The organism is Colwellia sp. Bg11-12 (genome assembly GCF_014076955.1).
Lineage (GTDB): Bacteria > Pseudomonadota > Gammaproteobacteria > Enterobacterales > Alteromonadaceae > Colwellia_A.
In genome coordinates this window covers 1-21,090 of sequence record NZ_JACGUZ010000022.1, presented here as the reverse complement: position 1 = coordinate 21,090, position 21,090 = coordinate 1, and the positions used below count along the sequence as shown (strand labels likewise).

The window sequence follows — 21,090 nt, the reverse complement described above, 5'->3', positions numbered from 1 at the left end:
TTTTTTAATAAACCTGTTGATGAAACAAATAGTGGGGGCAGGAAAATTCTTTTCAACTATTTTGAAAGAAAAAAAGTAAATTTATTTCTTTATTTAGCTATTTATGAAGTTTTTTTGGTTCTTTTACTGAAATAAGGATAAAACACCTTAATAAAAAAGTTTTATCCTTAAAAACAAAAAAGCGGTAAGAAGTTTATGAGCAACTTCTTACCGCTTTTTATTATGTTTTTTTATTATGCTGTAGTATCAACTGCCGGAGCAGATTTAGAGACCATCACCATCGCTGGACGAATTAAACGACCATTGAGCTCATAGCCTTTTTGCATAACAGCAATAACGGTATTAGGCGCAACGCCTGCAACTTCTTGCATTGACATCGCTTGATGCAATTCAGGGTTAAAAGGTTCATTTTGTGGGTCAACACCTTTAACACCAAACTTCTCTAAAGAAGCAATTAAGCCTTGAAGGGTTAATTCAACACCTTCAATAATAGCGGTATTACTTTCATCTTCTTTATCAATATTCTCTAAAGCGCGTTCTAAATTATCAACTGAAACCAACATTTCAGCAGCAAATTTTTCTAAAGCAAACTTACGTGCTTTATCCACGTCTTGTGCGCTACGACGGCGAATATTATCAACTTCTGCTTTAGCACGAACAACAGAATCTTTTTGATCAGCAATGGTCGTTTGTGCTGAAGAAAGACTGAGTTCAAGCTCATTGATTTTTTCTTGCTCTTCGCTAATTACGTCATGTGCAAAAACATGTTGTACTTCAACTTGCTCTTCAGCTTGATCAATAATTTCTTGTGCCAAAGTTTCTTCAGGCGTTAAAGCTTCAGTTGATGGTTTAGCGGTATTTTTATTTTCTGTTGACTCATTAGTCATGAAAGCTCCAAAATAAACTAATAGTATATTTAACAATATAAGGGTTATATAAATCTGATAACCGTAATTATGGGGACTTCTTGCTACGTTTCAAGCATTAATGCCTATTTAATTAACTTTGTTTACACTCAGAGCTTGTTAGCACCTTCAAAAAATAGCATATCTTTTATATAGACATCCTATATTAAAGAAAGTAACTGAGGTTATCGAATCGCTGACCAACGCATAAAGGGCAAGTTTAAGCGGCTACAGGCTACGTTGTTGGTTTGATCAAAAAAAGACCATTATCTTCAATCAGCACCTTACCTTGAAGCTATTGAAATTCACTGAGCGCGAAAAATTGGCTTAAATAGCTATAAAGTAAATCATTTATAAAAAGTCAACTTTACAAGCCATTAAAATACAGCGAAACTGTTATTAACCCTAAGACACAAACAATTTACAGTGTAAACATGAGTAAAATTTTTAATACCATAGGTTTAATTGGCAAACCAAACCATGAAGGAGCAAGCGCAACAATTACCGCGCTTTATCAATTTCTGACAGAACAAAAGTACAAGGTATTAATTGAAAGCTCTGTTGCTCCTTCGATTGATATCGACGAGCTCGCTGTTAATACCTTAATGGAGATTGGTGAACAAGCTGATCTCGCAATTGTCGTTGGTGGTGACGGTTACATGTTAGGTGCTGCGCGCGTATTATCGTGCTACGACGTTGGTGTTATAGGGGTAAACAGAGGTAATTTAGGCTTTCTTACTGATTTATCACCTGATGAATTACTTGAACCTCTACAAGAAATTCTACAAGGTAAATCTCGCTGTGAACAACGTTTTATTATAGAAGCCGAAGTTTATCGTCATGGTAAGTTGAAAAGCTCAAACAGTGCCGTAAATGAAGCGGTACTTCATGCCGGAAAAGTTGCCAGCATGATTGAATTTGAAGTTTATATTGATGGTAGCTTTATGTTTAGTCAGCGCTCTGACGGCCTAATAGTATCAACACCTACGGGGTCAACTGCCTATTCAATGTCTGCAGGCGGCCCTATTCTGACGCCTAATTTAAATGCTTTATCTTTAGTTCCCATGTTCCCACATACTCTGACTAGCCGACCAATAGTCGTTGACGGTAACAGTGAAATAAAATTGGTGCTCGCCAATGAAAATTATGAAAACTTACAAGTAAGCTGTGATGGCCACGTAATATTGGCTGTTATGCCTGGCGATGAAGTTATTATCAGGAAAAGTGCATACACCCTTCGATTAATCCATCCTCTCGATCATGACTACTTTAATGTACTGCGCAGTAAATTAGGCTGGGGCAATAAACTTTATTAATTTTTAATAAATTCAACCTGTTGAATTTTTATGCGATTAACACTTGCACAAAACCAATTTACTGTATAAATTAACAGTTATATATTTATACAGTAATTTGGCTTCGAAATGCTTTTACAACTTAACATTCAAAACTTCGCAATTGTCCGATCTTTAGATATAGATTGGCGCAAAGGTATGACAACAATTACCGGAGAAACAGGCGCAGGTAAATCGATAGCGATTGATGCCTTAGGTTTATGTTTAGGTGATAGAGCGTTGACTAACGTTGTAAGGCCAAATACTAAAAAAGCAGAGTTAGCGGCTACCTTTGATATTAAGAAAAATATTTCTGCACAAAAATGGCTGAAAAACAACGACCTTTCCCTTACTGATGAACACGACCCTGAGCAAGATTACGAATGTATTTTACGCCGAGTAATATCGGCAGAGGGCCGTTCAAAAGCTTATATAAATGGCAGCCAAGTACCGCTTACTCAACTTAAAGATATTGCACAATTTTTAATAAGTATTCATGGCCAACATGACCATCAACTCATTGTAAAGCCAGCACAACAACGAAAAATACTTGATGAATATGCCGATCATCAGCATTTATTAGACGACGTTCAATATTATTATCAGCAGTGGCGGAATCTCCAAACAGAATTAAAGAAGTTGCAAGAAAGCAAAGAACAACGTGAAGCTAAACTGCAATTATTACAATACCAAGTAAATGAGTTAGACGAATTTTCATTGCAGATGGGAGAATTTGAAACGTTAGAAAGTGATTACAAGCGTCATAGTAACGGTCAGACCTTATTAAGTGGTGTATTGAAATCATTGCAGGTCTTATCTGAAAATGAAGATTTCAATATCACAGATAGCCTGAGAACTCATTGTGAACAATTGAATGACTTAGCCCATATGGATCCAAACTTAGCTGACATAGCAAAAACATTAGCAGAAGCACTGATTCAAATTGAAGATGCAAACGATGAGCTAAAGCATTACTACGATAGACTTGAACTTGACCCAGAAGCTTATCAAATGATTGAAGACCGCTATTCACAGGCGATTCAATTAGCTAAAAAACATCAAGTTGCACCTGAACACATACCCACATTGCATATAGAAATTAAACAAGCGTTGAACTTAATAAACTCAGACGGTTCAAGATTAGACACTGCCTATGTCGACATTGAAAAAGCTAAAGCCCATTATCTACAGTCGGCAAAAACGTTATCAACATCAAGAATAAAGTCAGCTAAAATAATGAGTAAAAAGATTACACTTAGCATGAAAGAACTCAATATGAACAATGGCGTATTTGAAGTTTCAGTCAATCAAATTGAAGTTGAGACATTATCACCGTTCGGGCTTGATGAAATAAACTTTTTAATCAGCCTTAACCCAGGTCAAAAATTAGAAGCGATGAATAAAGTTGCTTCAGGTGGTGAGTTATCACGCATTAGCTTAGCGATGCAGGTAATATTAGCTGATAAAGTTATTACGCCAACACTCATATTTGACGAAGTTGATGTAGGCATCAGTGGTCCGACAGCGGCAATGGTGGGTAGTAAACTGCAAGAGCTAGCAAAAAACACCCAAGTAATATGCGTTACTCATTTACCCCAAGTAGCCTGCAAAGGACATCAGCAGTTATTTGTCAGTAAATTAACAGATGGAGAATTTACTGAAACAAAAGTGACGGAACTAAGTGAGAATGGTAGAGTCCAAGAAATTGCTCGCTTATTAGCGGGAAATAAAATTACTGATAATAGCTTAGCTAACGCACAAGAGTTGCTTGCCGGTTAATAATACAATTTAACTTAAAGCAGATACGTGTCATTAAATAAACAGGTACAAAATAAATTGAAAATAGTTTTGTATCTGTCCGCTTGCTTAGTTATTATCCCTTCTTGAACTTATTAGGATAAATGAATAATCATGTTGTTTCGTATTTTAGCCCTTACTATCGCCTTATCTCTTTCTGCCTGCTCAAGCTGGGTTTTTCGTATTGACATTCCTCAAGGGAATTTTTTAGAGCAAAAGGATATTGATAAACTTCAAATAGGTATGAGTAAAGAACAAGTAAAATTTGTATTAGGTAGCCCCGTTGTTGTCGATGCATTTAACAACGACACTTGGCACTATATTTACTCATTAAAATCAGGGCGAAGTGAAGAACTAAACATTCAGAAAAAGTTTATTCTATCTTTCGACCAAGACTCATTAATTAGTGCTGAAGGTGACTTTGAATTAGCTGAAAGTTTTTATGTGCCTATGGTTAACTAATTAGCACTGTACTTTTAGTTCAATAAAAAAACGGCCTTAACAGCCGTTTTTTTTAATTTTAATTTTGCAGTAAATTTTTTAGCTGGCCTTATTTCGTCGAGGATCAACTCGACCACCCGTAACTTTATCTGCACGCCCTTCATCTTTTGCTTTTTCAGCTCGGCGTTTTCTAACCTCTTTAGGGTCAGCAATTAAAGGTCGATAAATTTCAATACGATCTAAATCTCGTAATTTATCCGTTAATTTAGCGGCGCGGTTCCAAATACCAACGTTATTGACCGTTAAGTCAATTTCTTCAAAAACCTTTAAAATACCAGACGCTATAATTGCCTCTTCCAATAGAGTTCCCTCATCAACCAACAGTGTCATTAATTCTTGCCGATTGGGTAAGCCATATACAACTTCTATTTGAATTTTACTTTGTACCGGTTCTTGCTCAGTTATTATGCTATCAACCATTAGAATGATAAACCTCTTTAGCTCTTTGTGTAAAAGCTTGTACCATATTATTTGTTAAGCTTGTAAAAACACGGCCAAAGGCCAAATCGAATACTTTACTCGAAAACTCATACTCTAAATGCAAACTTATCTTACAAGCTTCTTCAGATAATTCAGTGAGTTGCCAGTAACCCGATAACTTTTTAAAGGGACCGTCAACTAAATCAAGTTGTACTTTATTATCACCAATCAAGGTATTCTTGGTGGTAAACCATTTTTTTAGTACCCCCTTCGAAACCATCAAAGCAGCAGTAACTTCATTACCTTGCTGAGAAATTATCTTACTGTCACCACAATTTGGAATAAACTGAGGATAAGCGACAATGTCATTAATTAACTGATACATTTGCTCAACGCTATACATCACTAAAGCGCTGCGACTAATTACGGGCATTTATTTTCCTCAACTTTAAAGGGTAATGATAACAAAGCCGTGAGCAAAAGGCATTAAACAGAAAAATTGAAATTAATCATTCAAATATCAATAATTCTCCGTATAATGTTTGCGATTGCTATTTTTGATGGCAAACAAAATGGAAATATAATGGCACAGAAAAAAAAATCAAACAGCAATACTATTGCGTTAAACAAAAAAGCTCGTCATAACTATTCTTTAACTGATAAGTTTGAAGGTGGGATGAGCCTGCAGGGTTGGGAAATTAAAAGTATCCGTAGCGGAAAAGTTAATATTTCTGATTGTTATGTACACGTAAAAAACGGTGAAGCTTATTTACTGGGTGCTGAAATAATGCCGCTCAATGCTGCTTCTAGTCACGTAGTATGCGAACCTAATCGTGACCGCAAGTTACTGTTGAATCGACGCGAATTAGAGAAAATAACCGCCGCTGTAGAGCGTGATGGTTATTCATTAATTGCCACGGCGATGTATTGGAAAGCAAATTGGGTCAAACTCGAATTTTATTTGGGTAAAGGTAAGAAAGACCATGATAAGCGTTCTGATATCAAAGACAGAGAATGGGCTGTTGATAAAGGCCGATTAATGAAAAATAAGAATTTAGATCGATAACAAGTTAACAATTAACACGTTGTTTATTTAAAAGAAGCGCTGTACAATGCGCTTTATAGACTGAATAAGTTTATAATTAAGATGTAAAAACTTTGGGGCGGATCTAGGATTCGACAAGATTCATGAAACCCGAGGTGCATGCCCAGGGGCGGTTTGCCTGGTAAAAAGCCGCAAAACTATAATTGCAAACGACGATACGTTCGCACTAGCCGCTTAGGCTAGCCATCGCCTCAAAAATTCTCCTATTGTTTAGAGGATCGATGGTCACCCCAAATAGGATAGCGAGGGAAGCACGCTTAAGGCTGAACCGCGAAATAGTATTAAGCTCACCATGACGAAGCCTGTCGGTTGGCGTCTAATTGGTTAAACAAATAATCGACTAAGCATGTAGTACCAAGGATGTAGGCTTTTTGGACGGGGGTTCGATTCCCCCCCGCTCCACCACACAATACCCTTTACAATCAATAGGTTGTAAAGGGTTTTTTATTTTGGTACCAGAAAAATACCATACAAAAAACTTCCCCACAAACCCAAACAATATTCAATCATATAAATGCCTTAGATTTATATATTATGTTGCTAAAAAAAATATACATAAATTATTTTTTTAGAACAAAAATCAGAATTAAATTATCCGAAGTGCATTAATATTCTTTTGGCTATAGTTCAAATTTACTTAAACGTTGCTGATTTAATGGAGATTCCTCTCCAATCTCTTGCAATGCGTTTCTTGTATTTTTCAATAATATATCATTACTTATACCTAATTTAAGGCATACTCGAATATAATCAACTAAATCCTCAGCCTTAAAGCTTTTAAACATCTTCTTTAGGTCATCTTTGCTAATAACAGCTAGTATGTCAGCATCTTCCTTATTCCAACTATTACTCTTTCTCCATCGCTCTAGTATAATTATAGGGGTTTGAACTTGCTTTACTTGGTTGTATGCATCTTGCAATTTACTTCTAAACTCCTCACCTTCAACACCAAAGGGATGATATTCCATAGAGTCCATGTTTAGCATTTCAGGCTTATCTTTCATTGCATCAATATAATAATTTATTAAATCATCTGCCGTATCTGTATCGCCTAACTGTCTAATCAACTGAACAGATTTACTATACTGTGAACAGGAAAGGTCTTTAACTGAAATTTTTAAGCCTTTTTCAAATGCAGCTATAATTTCATCAGTATTATCATCAAAGGAAGAGTGAAATAAATCCCATGCCTTAGATAGTTCGTCACATCGTTCTTTTGCTTCAAGCTCATTTTGCCTAGCATTACACAAAACAAACCACTTTTCTGTGTCAACAAAACCTTGCTCAATACTTTCAGCAATAACTATATCTAGTTCATCTGTATATAAATAACCATAATCATTCAACTTAGCATTCCATCTTTTTACAACGTCTTCATCAATACCATTTACCGCCTCTCGAATACCTTTTTGTTTTAAGAAGTTAAAGTCTGGGATGGAGTCATCATTAGTACGAGTGTAATAGCACCAACAAAAAATAATTGCAGATTGAACAGTTTGAGATTTAATTTCCTCATGATATGAACCAATTGGAGACAAAACATTTTGTATATGTCGCTCTATTTTTTTAAGTACCCTAATATTCTTAATATTCAATTTAAGACAACATTCTCTTATATATTGGTATTGCTCTTGATCTTCAATAGCCAAATCGAAACACTCTTCTGCACTAGGGTCAAAATGGAGTTGTTTATCAATTATCTTTTCTTTGTATTTAAAATAATCAGTAAGATCTTTGGCATCTTCATTGAGGAGAATAACTACCTTGCAATCTTTTTGCTCTTTGAGAAACGAAACTAAACCCAAGAAATCTTTAATATTTAAGCCTGCACTATGCCGTTCAATATCATCGAAACAAATGATACTTTTATTTAGTGATAAAAAAGAAATAGAATCGAAGGCGTTTTCCAAACCTGAACCTAACCCTTTTAGAGCAACATCTGCCAAAGGTTTGGCAATCACTTTTAAATAATCTGTAGATTTTCTACCTAACTGTTTGGCTATGCTCTGGTAGTTATGCCTAAAAGTATTGATTCCTGGTTTTTGGTCAACTATTTTAGTGTCTAGAGTATTGTTGAAAATAGCTCGTTTTAATTCTTCTAACGAGTTGACACCAAAAAGTGATACATAAGCGTATGTTTTGAAGGCGATATCCTCTTTAAACTCAACAATAAACTTATTCCAGCTATACGTTTTACCAATTCCCCATAAGCCATTGATTGCCATGACTTCGGGCTCAGAACTTTTGAGGAAAAGGTTAACTTGATTTTTAACTAAATTGACTGACATTACTTATCCCTAAGATTTAAATTTCAATAGATTAGCATGGATTTTATACGGTACAAATATGTCCACTTTAATATAAATTAAACTGGTTGTTTTCTTGTAACATAGAGAGTTATTAATCATATTTATAACATGTTATAAACAAGGCTAGTAGAGAGCTTAAAAATACTTTACCCCCGTATTACTAGACGCGGGTGTGAAAAAAGGCACATATCGGTGACTTAACTGCAAAAGGTATACACACACAATCTAAATCTGATTAAAACAGTAAATGTCGCATTCGATACAATAAGCAATTATATGTGGTAGTACATTTGGATTATATTTTGTATCTCTAAAGTATTACTCAATTTCAGCTGATTATTAAGAATTTGGCACTTGTTGTATAAAATCACTAAATATCTTTTTTCCATTTTCAATATTATCATTGTATATTTCTAGATATTCATCAGGGGAAATATCTAAGTCGAGCTCATCGCGTACAGCTAATATAGCATCTGGCATTTTAGCTGAAACTTCAAAAAATTTATTCATGCATTTTTGAGCATACTCTAAGTGCTCTTTACTCTGAACTTCCCATAATGCATCTATTTTTTTAGAATATATTTTAATTTGGTCATTTTCATAATCTATAGATCGATTAATAGTATCCCAAAGAACTTGTTCAGAATTACCTTGTATATTCAAGTTTTTCATTATAGATAAATACCGTTCTACTTCAGCATTCGCTTTATCACGCACCTTCTCATTAATCGCAATTAAGTTTTTTCGTTGAATTAATGGGCTTCGCCCCAACATCAGAGTAAATATAGCTTCTCCGATGGAGCTCATTATCATGGTTACAGCTTTTACTGTTTTACCAGAACCTACTATTTGTACCTTTGCTATTTTCCCTGCTTCCGCCGAAAAATTAGCAGTTATTATTTCTACATCAATATTCAGGTCTGAAAAGTTAGCTACTATGTTTTGAGCTTTAGTAATGGCTTCAGCGGCCTCCATATAAACTTCTTTCTTTATCGACTTCTCTCTTTCAATAGCTGCAATTTTTATTTGATTATTACTTCTTATTTCTTCTAAAACTTCAGCGTAACCAGCTTTAACGGATTCAATTGTATTAGTAATATTTTCTATATCTTCCTGAGTGGCTAAGTTCTTTCCTTTTTGAGATAAATATCCCGGTAAGAAGTACTTAATTAGAAAAAATACAATTGTACCAGCGACCACAGCTTCAAAACCATATCGAAGTAGAAAGTTTAAAATAGATTCAAACTGATCAGATGTCATTGAATTCACTTGTTTTCCTTACAGAATTTTATTGATAAGTTTCAGTATTATGTATTAGAAAATATATGGCAAATCATTTCAAGGTTAACATCAGGAATACCTCAAAGTAGAACTTAGAAAACAATCACCAAATTAGGAGTTTGAATAATTTATAAGGCTAACTAGTGACAAATTATGGATCACGTTAATAAATTATATCAACGAGGCAAACTAAGAACGACATTATGCGTGTCAGACTTTTTCATAATATTAAGCAGTTCATAAAATTCAGCGAGTTCTTCTGGAGTAGCTGTTAGGGACAGTGTTTTTTCAGAGAGGATATTCATCCGTTCAATTTCTATAGTCGTCATAATTAACAATCCCTGTTATTTGTTGTGTTAATTGTATGTTAAAAACTGAAAATAACAAGTTATGGCTGGAAGCGAGTAAAATGGTAGGAGTTATACCCCGTAATACAGTACGGGGTATTTTTTACTATTTGTTGAGTCCCTCCCGCAAGCGGGTCCCTCCCTTCCAAATAATAAAAAAAGGCGAGTAAAAAACAAAAAAGCCTCTTACTAGAGGCTAAAAGCTATTTTTTAAGAGAAGTTTTGCAGGACGGCAACGGTTGATTTTAAAAATGGCTTTGCACCGCATTAAATATGACAGGAAATCAATTTAACACTGTACGCCCTAGAATGTATTTTTTGCTAAAAGTAAAAAGACTCCCCGATAATCGCAAGCTAATTTGCTCACGATAAAACAAAGCAGTTTATATCTGCGATGCTAAGACAACCTTAATTACTCGCGAGCTCTCCAACAACAGGAACACCAGCTCCCTGCCTTGGCGCATCACACGTGATAAAATCTTCATAATCTAAATATTTAATTTGCACCGCGCATTCAGTTAAGACCCTGACATCATAACCAGCGAGTAACAAATCAACGCTTTTTAATGTAAAAACATGCTGCCCATTTTGATTCGCTGAAAAGTAAACGACCTTTGTATTCCTTCCGTTCTCTTTATATTCTGCATAACCTGAAATAGACAAATTGATTTTATAAAAAGGATGATACTTTTTAGACTCTTTTAACATGCTTGAGTATTCTTTTTCTCTAGCGGTTAATCGTTTAGCTGTTTTTTTATCAGTGACTTTTGTGTCTATGGGTAAATCACTTTTTAACGTTGGGTTTTCAGCTTCAACGAAAGGTAGTTCTTCACTCTTTGTTTTTTCTTCAATATCGGTAAAGGCTTTTGTGAAAATAAAAATAGCAAAGATAAAAAAGCACACAGAAGCTTTAATTGACCAATGTGAATACCACGTTTTTATGTCTGCTGATTTTGACTCATCCACGCTAACATCTGATTTTGTGTGAGATTGATAGAAAGCAAAATACTTTTTTTCATAGGTTCTTTCATGTGTGGCAACTTCTGATGCTTTAGAGCTGGACGCCCCATCGTGCACTTTTAAAATATATTTATCATCTTGACCCATCATCGACTTTTTAATCGCCCGATAATGATTTTGGATCATGTCTCTAATATCTCTATTCACTTTTCTAAAGTTTTGAGTGATTAGCATAATGTCAAAACCGTAGTGCCTGTGCATTGAGTAAAATTCACATAGCGCTTTGTCGGTTCCTTGCATTGGCATGGCTAAATGACATTCATCTATAAAAAAATAAACCTTCTGGCCTTTATCATTTTGCCAATCTTCATATTGTAAATAGTGCTCTTTTTGTGAAAAAGGACGTTCGCCGCCATAGTTATGGAACTGGCCATCAACGACAACAATCAACTCTCGACAATATTCGCCATACACTGAGCAAAAATGTTCAATGTTTAAAGGTAAATTAGTCACCACCTTTCTTTTTTCAACGGTAATGACTTTTATAATATGCGTAACAACAGCCTCGTAAGATTTACCGCCCCCAGGCTTTCCCGAAATTCCATTTAACATATTATGAGCCCCATCTTACAAACGGTATAAGTTGAAGTAAAAAGCGAATACCTAAACACGTTATTACCATCCCCATTGCTTCACTAATGCCAATAATAGACATGGTATGGGCTGTCTGACTTGGTAACGCGCTGATGTACTGAGCAACACTTAAGCCTGACATTAACGAGCCAACACCCTCTAAAATAAGAATGCCAACCGTAAAAAGTTGCTCCATTAACCAGTAAAAAAGGTCTTTCAACATATCAAAAACAGATAAAACCAACTGCCAACTAAAATCGACAAAGCTGTTCCACATTTCAACGAAAAAATTAAGCATTTTCTTCCCCTATGTATTGGTAAAATTGAAACCATCTATAAGCCTCAACATGCGCATCTAATAAAATCATATTAACCACCAAACAAAATACGACGGCAAAGGAACACCGCAGATATTAAGATAAATATTTTTATCGCTGGAAAGGTTCTTGGGTCAATATCGAAATTGTGACAACCAAAGTTACCCATACCCCCTAAATCGAAACACATATCATAAGTTGCACTTGAGCCGCCGACACTGATTTGAAACTGTTCTAAAAAGGTAAAAAACTGGGTGCTTTGAACTTCTGCCATTTTTGCATCAACTACACCTTGTAAACCTTCTGGGTAGTCTGTTTCCCAAAAGCCTTTTAAACCCCCTTTAGGTTTATCTTGTTTGTAGGTTCCGACTTCTGTTATTGACTCTTTTATGTCTGATACATCTTTTGCCAAAAACTTTAAATCATTGTTAAGCATGTCAACGCCCTGACCTATTTCAGATAATTCTGCATTGCCCTTTTTTAACTCGTTAACAACGGGCGAAAGGTCAATGTCTATCTCCCCTTCTTTGGGTTTTGATAGGTCGATGGAATCATCAACACCATCACCATCGTTATCTAAATCGAGTTCATTTCTAACACCATCACCATCGACATCAGGGTCGAGATAATCAGGTACACCGTCACCATCTCTATCCGCATCAATACAAACAAAAGTACCGTTAACAGTTCCGCAGCCTTCATTACAGTTGCCGTACATATCGCAAACATCTTCTCTTTTTTCTGGGCATATCATTCCAGTACCGCCCCAAGGTTTACAGGTATCTTCTGAATTAGTTGGTGTTGTGGTGGTTTCTGGATCACCATCTATATCAGGGAATAAATCAGTGTAACAATCACCTTCTAAATCCAATTCATAAGCATTAACACCATTGCCAACATCGACAGATTTATACTTACATTGAGAGCCATTTGATGTGGTGAAACAACCTATTGGAGCCGTAACAGGAACAGCTAGAAATTGATTTGTTGAATTCAAGTTACAATCATCAACTAAATTTGCTTGAGCTGGGTCGTAACAGCCTTCAATATCACCCGTTTCATTCATAACTGGTGAAACATAACTAGGAAATGATTCAGGAGGGCAAAGGGTTAAAGGTTCTGTTAAAAAACCAAACCAACGGCTAATGTAAGCTGTTTGAGGCTCTGAATATTTATCATCTTCATATAAGCAAAAATTCTTAATATCATTGTTACCTGCGACTTCCCAACAATCATATAAATCAACGTCAGGTAAATTCGCTTGTCCTATGCCCACACATTCACTCGCTGACATTCTTTCATCTGAATTGCCAGTAAGGGAAGTATTACAGTAACCCGTATCAATATCGGTGGTTTTCGGTGCTTGAACATCGACAGTGCCATCTTGAAAAATATCAGCATGTAAAAAAAAAGGCGCTACCAATAAAGACAGCGCCATAATTAAAATTTTCATTTTTTAACCCTTTAACCAAGTGCAGAGCAAACTTCTTTGGCACACATCGCGCCAAGCATTACTATGCAGACATGAAAAAGGGCGAGCATAATACCCGCCATTTCAATTAAGCCGCCGCGATTGCACGTTTAGCTAAACCAATGCCTTTAAAAGCAAGGTAAACGCCAACGATTAAAACGCCTGTTGCACCAACGAATGTTGCTACTGTACTTATATCTACTGCTGTGAAAATATCACCCATTTTTTCTCTCCAAAATTTACAGTTATATGGACAAAATTGTCCGTTTTATTCTGTTTCAGAAGCCCCCGAAACGAGAATCTTTTTATATCAATTTGATGGTTTTTTTAGCGGTTCTAATAACATAAGAAAACCACCAAAAAGATAAATAGGTTCCAAAGCCCCAAGTAAAACTAATGGCAATATCTGCTGATGTAATTTCACCAAGGTCAACATTCATATTGTTATAATCGGTCTTTGAAAGTAAAACCAAGCCACTAGGGCAAGTCTCTACTGATGTACTGTCAATGCTCAAATTTCCGTTACCATCTTCAATAAGGCAATAAGCCGCATCAACATTTGAAACGAAGACAAACAACGTCAAAAAAATAAAAATCTTCAATTTATTGTTTGACGTGTTCATCATCATTAAGCGCCTTTAAAGTTCTTTAACGAAAGCGTGAAATGTTCTTTTAACTGAGCATCAACAGGCGTTATTTCAATGACTTCATTTTCAAACGTGTCGTCATTAAAAGAGAATTTGAGGTCGTATTGCTTGTCCCCCACGAACGCTTGAGAATCAATTAACAGATGCGCGTATTTCGCGTTAATCGAGATGGCTTCCTTGCCAAAAGGGGTTGACGTAGTACGACCCGCCGCTTTACGTTGAAACTTAGGCGAATCAACCGCCTCTAAGGGATACAACACTTCTAATTTTGCATTTTCAATATGTGGGTTTTTAGATTCAGGAAAACGCGTAATACCAATACCAGCAATTACAATAGCCATTTTTTAACACTCCAGTGCATGATTAATTAATTTCTTATACGTGGGAGGAATTCCCAATTTGTCACCCAATACTTCATCAGGTAGGAGTAAGCCGAAGGCTTTAGAAATATCACCGCCAACTAACTCAATAACATCACCCAAAGCACGACCCGCCGCATGACGAAACCAACGAACGCGACTGGCTAATTCTAAACAAGCCTCTTTCGTTGGAGACATGGACTTAGTACGAATACCTTGTGTATTTTCCATACTTTGAGAAAAAACATTAATACCGGCAAAGGTAGCGTCAACATCAAGCAAACAATCAACAGACCATTTTTTTAATTCAACCTCAGAGCGATACCAATTAAGGTCTTCATTCACAATTTTTTGTTCTAATTTCTTATTGTAAATACGCCAATAAATAGGGCTTGTGCGTTTACCCACCGTGACCATTTCAACATCAAAGTTTTTTTGAAAGTCTTTGGTATAGGTATATTCACTGGCGTTTTTAAAGACAGACATAATGCCGCCCTTACCTGTTCTAAATGCGCCATCTCTATAAGCTTTATCCGCATAATCACAATCAAAAATGCCGTCATAATCATCACTTGCCAAATCAACACGCGATAAAAAAGAAATAGATAAAACGCTATTAAGCCAATGATGAAGTTTAAATTTATCGGTATAGCCAAATAAGTTTTTACACCCTAAACCAGAAATTTGAATGTATGCAGTATCACGTTGACCACCCAGACCAATAAAGCCAACATCAACACCCGTTTGTGATTTCATCGTTAGCGAGTTGCTATAACCATGAAAACCTTTGTCTCTCGGTGCGGAAAGGGTAAAACCGAGAACATGATCAACAAAAATCTTAAGGGTTCTAAAATAGAAATCTGACAGTTGCTTTTTAACAAAGAGTGCATGTCTTTCAATTTCTTCCAATGACTTACCCTCAGAGTTTTCAACCTTGGGAGGCAATGGGAAATAAGGTTGGTTTTTAGGGCTGTAACCTGCAAAACCCGCTTTATGACAATGACGAAGCTGTGACAATGGAAAACTAAAAGCTAAGTGGTCAACAATGACATTGTCTTTTTTTGCGATAAGGCGCTTACTAATTAGTTCATCAGCCAGAGGTGATAAAGCATTGTTTATAACATTTTTCATATGACCCCCTTTTGAACTAATTGTCGGTAATTTGAATCCGTGATTTCTACTACGTCTGAATTACCCATTTCATACGAAACCCACTGTTTGAATTTAGACAGTGACGAAAAGTAGTTATATTGGCGTTCACCTGAATCATCATCATGTGTTGAGTTAACGCCTAAAACCCTTTCGTATTCGTAATAGATAATCATTTAAGTCACTTAATAAATTTCTTTATTTTTAAACTACAAGCTGAGCTTCGGCACGAATGGCGAGCATGTTTATAAATGTTTTTTCACGTGCTTTTAGTTTTTTACGAATGGGTAAACGCCCTTGATGAACCTGTTGGCGAACGTTGCCTGTAGTGTCGTTAGTAATACGTGCGTAGTCTTCTACACTTAGAAAAGGGAGGTTTGCACATACGATATCGCGCTTTAGTGTTTCAAATTGTCCGTCAGTAAGTGTAATATTGTTCGTTAACATAACTATTCGCCCCAAAACATACAAAAAGTTACTTTGAGTAACTCGATGACAGAATAGTAAACGAACAAAAAGTTACTTTCAAGACTTTTTGTTACTTTATATTGGGTTTTTTGATATGCAGATGATTTCTAAAGATATTTTTTCAAGGTTGCTGAGTACATCAGGAATTACTACGTTAACAGCCCTATCAAATGATCTTGGCTATAACGAGAACTGGGGAACAACCACACGAAAAAGAGGAAGCATTCCATATGAAGCCTGCTCTAAGGTGTCGCAAAAATTTAATGTATCTATGGATTATCTTTTATATGGGATTGATAATGCTAGAAAAAAAATGGATATAAATGAATTAAAAGTATCAGTGACAGAAGGCATTTTTGCGGCTGTGCAGCAAGAAATGATCACATTAAATAAAGGGGTAAAAATATCAACTATGGCAAATATGATTACAAATGAAATAATAGAAAATTGCGATATTGAAACACAAGAGAACATAAAGAAAGCTATTTAATATTATCAATAGACTTTAAATGTATAACTTTATTAATTTTACTTTTAGTACTTTCTTCAATAGCTTTAAGGGCATTACTTTCCCAATCACGTAAATAGCTAATTCTATAATCAGGATTAATATTTTTTATTTCAAAATAACGCTCCAACAACTGTTTTTCATTGTGAATATAATAATTTTTTTCGTACTTTACTGCTTTCAAAACAGTAAATATGATTACAAGGATAAACGTCCAAATGGCAATTTCCATTTAATTATGCCTCCATAAGCAAGTACACAAATACTTAAAAAATACAGTGTTAAAGTAAACACTGAGTGTGTATTTATTAACCACATTATATTTTCATCGGAATCAAATATTACAACCCTAACTCTATGTATAACCATAAAACTTATTGCTATTAATATATAAAGTCCATAAATCAATAACGTTGTTTTTTCATGTCTAATCCTAAAATACCGATGAATGATTAAAGAGATAAGCAACAATATTAAAACTTGAAATGCCGCTCCTAAATAAAATGTATAAAAATCTAAAGCTTCTTTTAAGTATTGATTGAATAAACAGTTAACTAATGCAATTGTTGCAATTATTAAGTTGGATTGATTGATATGCTTATTTCTATAACTAAATAAAAAACAGACAAAATATCCTGCCAAATAAAACTTAGCAATAAAATAACCTAACTCTAAATTTATCATTATGGTTTAGTCGGTTTAGTTGGTCTATCTGGATGACCACCTCCATTATATAAAGCTTGTGCTTCTGGAGAGATATAAACACTGTCAGCTAAAGAGACTGTACTTTCAATAATATCTTGAGATTGAGTTTCTAATTTATCATCTTTTAGCTTCTCAACTTTAGTATGCTGTTGAGTAGAAATATTTGTGTGTATATCTTTAATATCCATAAATCACCTGAGCCTAAAACAAAAACACCACTAAATTAACATAATAATAACATTTATATTTACATAATATCTATGCAATAATTAAATTAGGTATTACATCAATCAACTATATATGGATATATATGCTTAAATTTTTATTGCCTCTCCTACTAATTTTCATTTCAAATACAACTCTTGCGAAGAAACCTACTTGTGATTTTGAAATGTCACAATTGAAACGTATTCAAGAAAAAATGAAAAAAGGAGGTTATGGCGAACGTACTAGAGATAAGGAGCGAGAACTACATAAAAAGTATCAAGATTGCAGAATAAATAAAAATAAATATACTGAAAATATTGAGATAAAAAACCAAAATAAAATAGAATACACACAAAAGCAAAAGCTGTACAAATCAGAAAAAAACAGCGTTTATAGGTCATCAAAATATAAAAAAGGTAAAGCTACTGCTAATGTTAAAGGACGATACCAAGGTCTTAAACAGGATGGTTGGATAAAGTATTATAAAACGCCTAAGCATTGTTTTAGACCAAAAAACACTTCTGTATTTGCTAAGTGCTTAAATCATAGAGATACCGAAGCAAAAAAGTTTGACGTAATTTGGGCAAAAAAAAATGCTCCACAAACTTTTAAACTTGGATAATAAATAACATGAAAAAACTTAAAAAAATTCAAGATGGTATTTGGAAAACTGACTCCGATAAAACCCCTTATCAATTAGACTGTCGTCCTAGAGGCAATAATGGAAAACGGTTTAAAAAGGCATTCTTAACACTAGGTGAAGCAAGACGTTTTTTGAACCATAAAATATCAGAACAAAATAATTTGAAGGAATGGGAACCTGACCCAGAAGACGATAGACGTTTAAGTGATTTAATAGAATTATGGAATAAACTCCATGGAAAAAGCTTGAATGATATTGGTAAAAGATTACCTAAAATGAAGGCAGCTTGTAAAAGCTTAGATAATCCAATAGCACGAAAACTAACCCCAACAGATTGGGCAAATTATCGAGCTGATAGGCTTGAAAAAGTTTCAATAAAAACTGTTAACAATGATCAAAGTTATATTAATGCAATGTTCAACGAGCTAATTAGATTAAACGAAATCAATACAAATCCAATTAAAAATATAAGATCACTAAAATACAAACAACCTGAAATGGGTTTCCTAGAACCATCTGAAATACCAATGCTATTAGAAGAATTAAAAAAATCTAGAAATAAAAGCACTTATTACGTAGCAAAAATTGCACTTTCAACAGGTGCAAGATGGAGTGAAGCTGAGAGCTTAACAGACAAACAAATATCTAATAACCGTATAACGTTTACCAATACAAAAGGTGGGAAGAATAGAACAATTCCAATATCACAAAAACTTGCCGATGAAATCCCAATGGTAAAAGGTAAGTTATTTACTAGCTGTATTGGGTCATTCAGAAAAGCAATTGCTAGGGCTGGTGTTAGATTACCTAAAGGTCAATCCACTCATGTATTAAGACATACATTTGCCAGTCACTTTATGATGAATGGCGGCAACATTCTGGTTTTACAACAAACCCTAGGTCATGCAAGCATCAACGACACTATGAAATATTCACACTTTAGCCAAACACATTTAGAGGATGTTATTAAATTTAACCCTCTTTATGAAGTGTACTAATTACGTCTAAAAAGAACCAAATTAGGACATTATAACTCACATGCTAAAATGTTGAGGAACGGAAGCAGCCAGCTGTTTTTTTTGTCCTTTTAAACGACTTGTTATACCTATTTCACGCCTATATTTATTTAAATCCGACTCAACTTAATATAGAGTCCTTATAAATGGATAGATTTCTACAACAATCCATCCATAGCTAAGCCTGTAGAATTAAATATATTATTAGTTTTCTACTTGTAGCGATGAAGGTTTTGTTCCACCATAAGCGTCTGCAGTGTATTCATATCATTCACTTTTTATTCATTACAGTACCAAGGATATCCATAGTATCCTTCATGTCTTGTGAAGAACCTTTGTAGGTATGAAGTCTGTCCATAGCATCAAATAATGAAATATCATTTGAATTAATACCAGCAAATTGTGTAAGAACCACAAGCGATTGAGTTTTGGCAATAACTGTAGCTTCATTTTTTATTAAATAGACCATAGTGATTGAAATAGTAATCAGTATCAAGGATACAGAAATTCTAGTAAAAGCATTTGCATACCTTTCAACCGTAATTGAGTTCCCAACTAGGTTATTAATTTTATTTTTTTCGTTAGTTATGATAAATTCCATCTTATCTTGAGCTTTAGATTCTATTGACATATTTAGATTCATTATTTCTTCTAATTTTTTAATGTCATAATTTAGTTCCGAACTTAAATCGCTAAGCATTTGATCTGTTAAAAGTAAATCTTCAACTATATCAATAATGTCATTTGCTCGTGTGGCCAAATCATTATGAGTGATATTTTCTATTTTTAATGTTTCTTTTACTGCCTCTAGTATCTTGCTATTTTCACTAGATGTGTAATAAAATTTGATTTTTTCCCCAAGTTCTCGATAATTAGGCATATACTTTATTGTATGAAATTCAGTGTTAGGAATACGCTCTACTTTATAGTAATCATCAAACTGTATAGCAAAACTTATATATGGATTTGAACCTGAACTATTAGTGTAATAGCTGAGAGTGATACTGTTTTTATCAAGTCCATTTTCTAATTTTTGTTTCATTTTTAAAATATAAAGGTTTATCTTCCTTTTATAGCTTTCTTCTGTCATTTCAGGGTTCATCTTTAAAATGAAGATATCTTCAAATATACTTTCTATATTAGCAATTATGTTTTTATCTAAAATTGTAGTTTCATCAAATTCAACGCTACTTGGATGGGTAACGTTTATATAAAAGAAAGACCAAAGAAATAAAATGCAAAAACATAAAGTAGCTATATAAAAGAATATACGGTTTCGGGAAGCTGATATCACATGTTTAAAACTATCAAAATTACTATCACCATCATTCATAGTTTCATTTTTTTTGTTTTTCATTGGTTCTACTTTATCGGTATTCATATCTTTCCTTTGATAAGCTAATATATTTTTAGAAGTAAAATTTACTCAACTATCTGCATACCAACGCCTCACTAAGAGGCAAATAATAGTTGTTTAAAATAAGCGACGAAGGAGCAAAACCAACTGTTATTTGTCCTTTTGAGTGACTAGTTAGCACTATTTTACACCCAAACTCGCTTTTGCTCATTGCCCCAACCTTCAGTTGACGTAATTAACCCTTCATGTTCATTAGTGCGTCTGAATCGAAACACCACTTTTTCTCGTTCGTTTCGCTTAACAACTCTAAAGCCTATTATAACTCCACCACAAAAAGACGGTTCATTTTGACCACTATGAAGATAAATATCCCCATCTATTAATTTTTGGGCATTTTCTAGAGTAACGATCCAAAAGCCACTTTCCCATTCATTTGATTCTTGGTCTACTAATTGAAAATTTTCTAATCGTTCGACGAAATGTATAGATGACATAAACATCCTTATTTGTAGTGCTAACAACTTATCATGGAGACTTCTTACTAATGTCCGTCCCATAAATTTAATTTAATTTAATTTAATTTAATTTATTTCTATTAATATTACATGATTTCAACAATTTAGAAACGATAAATATTTAGTTTTTATCACT

General features: G+C 34.4%; 25 protein-coding genes and 1 other RNA gene. 8 read left to right on the top strand and 18 right to left on the bottom strand.

Annotation, left to right across the window (positions count from 1 at the left end; all coding sequences use genetic code 11):
- Positions 1–233: 233 nt before the first annotated feature.
- Positions 234–887, bottom strand: coding sequence for a nucleotide exchange factor GrpE (gene grpE / locus H4J39_RS00245; protein ID WP_182225459.1), 654 nt, complete (start codon positions 885–887; stop codon positions 234–236).
- 452 nt (positions 888–1,339) lie between these two features.
- On the opposite strand from grpE, the gene nadK reads away from it, so the two are divergent.
- The 3 genes from nadK to H4J39_RS00230 all read left to right on the top strand — a co-directional run bounded on the left by nadK (position 1,340) and on the right by H4J39_RS00230 (position 4,498).
- Entirely contained in the window at positions 1,340–2,221 is an 882-nt protein-coding gene (gene nadK, locus H4J39_RS00240) for an NAD(+) kinase (RefSeq protein WP_182225458.1), read from the top strand.
- A 108-nt stretch (positions 2,222–2,329) separates the two neighbouring features.
- Positions 2,330–4,018, top strand: coding sequence for a DNA repair protein RecN (gene recN / locus H4J39_RS00235; RefSeq protein WP_182225457.1), 1,689 nt, complete (start codon positions 2,330–2,332; stop codon positions 4,016–4,018).
- A 132-nt stretch (positions 4,019–4,150) separates the two neighbouring features.
- Entirely contained in the window at positions 4,151–4,498 is a 348-nt protein-coding gene (locus tag H4J39_RS00230) for an outer membrane protein assembly factor BamE (protein WP_182225456.1), read from the top strand.
- Positions 4,499–4,576: 78 nt separating this feature from the next.
- On the opposite strand, the gene H4J39_RS00225 is transcribed toward H4J39_RS00230, so the two are convergent.
- Both H4J39_RS00225 and H4J39_RS00220 read right to left on the bottom strand, forming a co-directional pair.
- A complete protein-coding gene (locus tag H4J39_RS00225) occupies positions 4,577–4,957 on the bottom strand; it encodes an RnfH family protein (RefSeq protein WP_182225455.1) in 381 nt (126 codons plus the stop codon).
- Positions 4,950–5,390 carry an SRPBCC family protein gene (locus tag H4J39_RS00220; RefSeq protein ID WP_182225454.1) on the bottom strand — a complete coding sequence of 147 codons (441 nt, stop codon included), beginning with the start codon at positions 5,388–5,390 and terminating at the stop codon, positions 4,950–4,952. The genes H4J39_RS00225 and H4J39_RS00220 overlap by 8 nt, the downstream gene beginning before the upstream one ends.
- Before the next feature lie 150 nt (positions 5,391–5,540).
- Between H4J39_RS00220 and smpB the strand changes: the two genes are divergently transcribed.
- Together smpB and ssrA are read left to right on the top strand one after the other, a co-directional pair.
- On the top strand, positions 5,541–6,023 hold the full coding sequence (gene smpB / locus H4J39_RS00215; RefSeq protein WP_070377008.1) for an SsrA-binding protein SmpB: 483 nt from the start codon (positions 5,541–5,543) through the stop codon (positions 6,021–6,023).
- Positions 6,024–6,117: 94 nt separating this feature from the next.
- Positions 6,118–6,467: a transfer-messenger RNA gene (gene ssrA, locus H4J39_RS00210) on the top strand.
- A 215-nt stretch (positions 6,468–6,682) separates the two neighbouring features.
- Here ssrA and H4J39_RS00205 read toward each other — a convergent pair.
- The 11 genes from H4J39_RS00205 to H4J39_RS00155 form a co-directional block, all read right to left on the bottom strand.
- A complete protein-coding gene (locus H4J39_RS00205) occupies positions 6,683–8,350 on the bottom strand; it encodes a hypothetical protein (protein WP_182225453.1) in 1,668 nt (555 codons plus the stop codon).
- Between the two features lie 360 nt (positions 8,351–8,710).
- Complete coding sequence (locus H4J39_RS00200) at positions 8,711–9,631, bottom strand: chromosome segregation ATPase (protein ID WP_182225472.1); 921 nt, start codon at positions 9,629–9,631, stop codon at positions 8,711–8,713.
- Between the two features lie 197 nt (positions 9,632–9,828).
- Positions 9,829–9,981: a hypothetical protein gene (locus H4J39_RS00195; RefSeq protein ID WP_182225452.1), complete on the bottom strand. Its 153-nt coding sequence runs from the start codon at positions 9,979–9,981 to the stop codon at positions 9,829–9,831.
- 426 nt (positions 9,982–10,407) lie between these two features.
- Positions 10,408–11,571, bottom strand: a complete 1,164-nt coding sequence (locus H4J39_RS00190; protein ID WP_182225451.1) for a zonular occludens toxin domain-containing protein — start codon at positions 11,569–11,571, stop codon at positions 10,408–10,410.
- 1 nt (position 11,572) lies between these two features.
- A complete protein-coding gene (locus H4J39_RS00185) occupies positions 11,573–11,890 on the bottom strand; it encodes a DUF2523 family protein (RefSeq protein ID WP_182225450.1) in 318 nt (105 codons plus the stop codon).
- A 71-nt stretch (positions 11,891–11,961) separates the two neighbouring features.
- Positions 11,962–13,362 carry a hypothetical protein gene (locus tag H4J39_RS00180; protein WP_182225449.1) on the bottom strand — a complete coding sequence of 467 codons (1,401 nt, stop codon included), beginning with the start codon at positions 13,360–13,362 and terminating at the stop codon, positions 11,962–11,964.
- Between the two features lie 106 nt (positions 13,363–13,468).
- The gene (locus tag H4J39_RS19000) at positions 13,469–13,603 is read right to left on the bottom strand and encodes a hypothetical protein (RefSeq protein WP_259368702.1); all 135 of its coding nucleotides are present in this window, start codon (positions 13,601–13,603) and stop codon (positions 13,469–13,471) included.
- A gap of 82 nt (positions 13,604–13,685) precedes the next feature.
- Positions 13,686–14,009: a hypothetical protein gene (locus H4J39_RS00175; protein WP_182225448.1), complete on the bottom strand. Its 324-nt coding sequence runs from the start codon at positions 14,007–14,009 to the stop codon at positions 13,686–13,688.
- A complete protein-coding gene (locus tag H4J39_RS00170; protein ID WP_182225447.1) occupies positions 14,009–14,368 on the bottom strand; it encodes a DUF1293 family protein in 360 nt (119 codons plus the stop codon). Before H4J39_RS00170 ends, H4J39_RS00175 begins: the two co-directional genes overlap by 1 nt.
- Before the next feature lie 3 nt (positions 14,369–14,371).
- Complete coding sequence (locus tag H4J39_RS00165) at positions 14,372–15,517, bottom strand: replication initiation factor domain-containing protein (RefSeq protein ID WP_182225446.1); 1,146 nt, start codon at positions 15,515–15,517, stop codon at positions 14,372–14,374.
- 222 nt (positions 15,518–15,739) lie between these two features.
- Positions 15,740–15,982, bottom strand: coding sequence for a hypothetical protein (locus H4J39_RS00155; RefSeq protein ID WP_220460649.1), 243 nt, complete (start codon positions 15,980–15,982; stop codon positions 15,740–15,742).
- 115 nt (positions 15,983–16,097) lie between these two features.
- Here H4J39_RS00155 and H4J39_RS00150 point away from each other — a divergent pair, with 115 nt between their 5' ends.
- Entirely contained in the window at positions 16,098–16,493 is a 396-nt protein-coding gene (locus tag H4J39_RS00150; protein WP_182223227.1) for a hypothetical protein, read from the top strand.
- On the opposite strand, the gene H4J39_RS00145 is transcribed toward H4J39_RS00150, so the two are convergent.
- Together H4J39_RS00145 and H4J39_RS00140 are read right to left on the bottom strand one after the other, a co-directional pair.
- On the bottom strand, positions 16,486–16,743 hold the full coding sequence (locus tag H4J39_RS00145) for a hypothetical protein (protein WP_182225444.1): 258 nt from the start codon (positions 16,741–16,743) through the stop codon (positions 16,486–16,488). The genes H4J39_RS00150 and H4J39_RS00145 overlap by 8 nt on opposite strands.
- Before the next feature lie 451 nt (positions 16,744–17,194).
- The gene (locus tag H4J39_RS00140) at positions 17,195–17,404 is read right to left on the bottom strand and encodes a hypothetical protein (protein WP_182225443.1); all 210 of its coding nucleotides are present in this window, start codon (positions 17,402–17,404) and stop codon (positions 17,195–17,197) included.
- Between the two features lie 122 nt (positions 17,405–17,526).
- Between H4J39_RS00140 and H4J39_RS00135 the strand changes: the two genes are divergently transcribed.
- Together H4J39_RS00135 and H4J39_RS00130 are read left to right on the top strand one after the other, a co-directional pair.
- Complete coding sequence (locus H4J39_RS00135) at positions 17,527–18,045, top strand: hypothetical protein (protein ID WP_182225442.1); 519 nt, start codon at positions 17,527–17,529, stop codon at positions 18,043–18,045.
- A gap of 8 nt (positions 18,046–18,053) precedes the next feature.
- Entirely contained in the window at positions 18,054–19,064 is a 1,011-nt protein-coding gene (locus H4J39_RS00130) for a tyrosine-type recombinase/integrase (RefSeq protein ID WP_182225441.1), read from the top strand.
- 289 nt (positions 19,065–19,353) lie between these two features.
- On the opposite strand, the gene H4J39_RS00125 is transcribed toward H4J39_RS00130, so the two are convergent.
- A complete protein-coding gene (locus H4J39_RS00125) occupies positions 19,354–20,463 on the bottom strand; it encodes a hypothetical protein (protein WP_182225440.1) in 1,110 nt (369 codons plus the stop codon).
- Between the two features lie 161 nt (positions 20,464–20,624).
- Positions 20,625–20,933, bottom strand: a complete 309-nt coding sequence (locus H4J39_RS00120) for a hypothetical protein (RefSeq protein ID WP_182225439.1) — start codon at positions 20,931–20,933, stop codon at positions 20,625–20,627.
- Positions 20,934–21,090 lie beyond the last annotated feature (157 nt).

What these genes read in the sequence shown, in the direction of transcription:
- H4J39_RS00220 (WP_182225454.1), bottom strand. Translation starts at nt 5,390, where the DNA reads ATGCCCGTAATTAGTCGCAGCGCTTTAGTGATGTATAGCGTTGAGCAA.
- grpE (WP_182225459.1), bottom strand. Translation starts at nt 887, where the DNA reads ATGACTAATGAGTCAACAGAAAATAAAAATACCGCTAAACCATCAACT.
- H4J39_RS19000 (WP_259368702.1), bottom strand. Translation starts at nt 13,603, where the DNA reads ATGGGTGATATTTTCACAGCAGTAGATATAAGTACAGTAGCAACATTC.
- H4J39_RS00185 (WP_182225450.1), bottom strand. Translation starts at nt 11,890, where the DNA reads ATGCTTAATTTTTTCGTTGAAATGTGGAACAGCTTTGTCGATTTTAGT.
- H4J39_RS00195 (WP_182225452.1), bottom strand. Translation starts at nt 9,981, where the DNA reads ATGACGACTATAGAAATTGAACGGATGAATATCCTCTCTGAAAAAACA.
- smpB (WP_070377008.1), top strand. Translation starts at nt 5,541, where the DNA reads ATGGCACAGAAAAAAAAATCAAACAGCAATACTATTGCGTTAAACAAA.
- H4J39_RS00190 (WP_182225451.1), bottom strand. Translation starts at nt 11,571, where the DNA reads ATGTTAAATGGAATTTCGGGAAAGCCTGGGGGCGGTAAATCTTACGAG.
- H4J39_RS00150 (WP_182223227.1), top strand. Translation starts at nt 16,098, where the DNA reads ATGCAGATGATTTCTAAAGATATTTTTTCAAGGTTGCTGAGTACATCA.
- H4J39_RS00120 (WP_182225439.1), bottom strand. Translation starts at nt 20,933, where the DNA reads ATGTCATCTATACATTTCGTCGAACGATTAGAAAATTTTCAATTAGTA.
- H4J39_RS00180 (WP_182225449.1), bottom strand. Translation starts at nt 13,362, where the DNA reads ATGAAAATTTTAATTATGGCGCTGTCTTTATTGGTAGCGCCTTTTTTT.
- H4J39_RS00125 (WP_182225440.1), bottom strand. Translation starts at nt 20,463, where the DNA reads ATGAATACCGATAAAGTAGAACCAATGAAAAACAAAAAAAATGAAACT.
- H4J39_RS00205 (WP_182225453.1), bottom strand. Translation starts at nt 8,350, where the DNA reads ATGTCAGTCAATTTAGTTAAAAATCAAGTTAACCTTTTCCTCAAAAGT.
- H4J39_RS00200 (WP_182225472.1), bottom strand. Translation starts at nt 9,631, where the DNA reads ATGACATCTGATCAGTTTGAATCTATTTTAAACTTTCTACTTCGATAT.
- H4J39_RS00135 (WP_182225442.1), top strand. Translation starts at nt 17,527, where the DNA reads ATGCTTAAATTTTTATTGCCTCTCCTACTAATTTTCATTTCAAATACA.
- H4J39_RS00225 (WP_182225455.1), bottom strand. Translation starts at nt 4,957, where the DNA reads ATGGTTGATAGCATAATAACTGAGCAAGAACCGGTACAAAGTAAAATT.
- H4J39_RS00155 (WP_220460649.1), bottom strand. Translation starts at nt 15,982, where the DNA reads ATGTTAACGAACAATATTACACTTACTGACGGACAATTTGAAACACTA.
- H4J39_RS00130 (WP_182225441.1), top strand. Translation starts at nt 18,054, where the DNA reads ATGAAAAAACTTAAAAAAATTCAAGATGGTATTTGGAAAACTGACTCC.
- recN (WP_182225457.1), top strand. Translation starts at nt 2,330, where the DNA reads ATGCTTTTACAACTTAACATTCAAAACTTCGCAATTGTCCGATCTTTA.
- H4J39_RS00175 (WP_182225448.1), bottom strand. Translation starts at nt 14,009, where the DNA reads ATGATGATGAACACGTCAAACAATAAATTGAAGATTTTTATTTTTTTG.
- H4J39_RS00230 (WP_182225456.1), top strand. Translation starts at nt 4,151, where the DNA reads ATGTTGTTTCGTATTTTAGCCCTTACTATCGCCTTATCTCTTTCTGCC.
- H4J39_RS00170 (WP_182225447.1), bottom strand. Translation starts at nt 14,368, where the DNA reads ATGGCTATTGTAATTGCTGGTATTGGTATTACGCGTTTTCCTGAATCT.
- nadK (WP_182225458.1), top strand. Translation starts at nt 1,340, where the DNA reads ATGAGTAAAATTTTTAATACCATAGGTTTAATTGGCAAACCAAACCAT.
- H4J39_RS00145 (WP_182225444.1), bottom strand. Translation starts at nt 16,743, where the DNA reads ATGGAAATTGCCATTTGGACGTTTATCCTTGTAATCATATTTACTGTT.
- H4J39_RS00140 (WP_182225443.1), bottom strand. Translation starts at nt 17,404, where the DNA reads ATGGATATTAAAGATATACACACAAATATTTCTACTCAACAGCATACT.
- H4J39_RS00165 (WP_182225446.1), bottom strand. Translation starts at nt 15,517, where the DNA reads ATGAAAAATGTTATAAACAATGCTTTATCACCTCTGGCTGATGAACTA.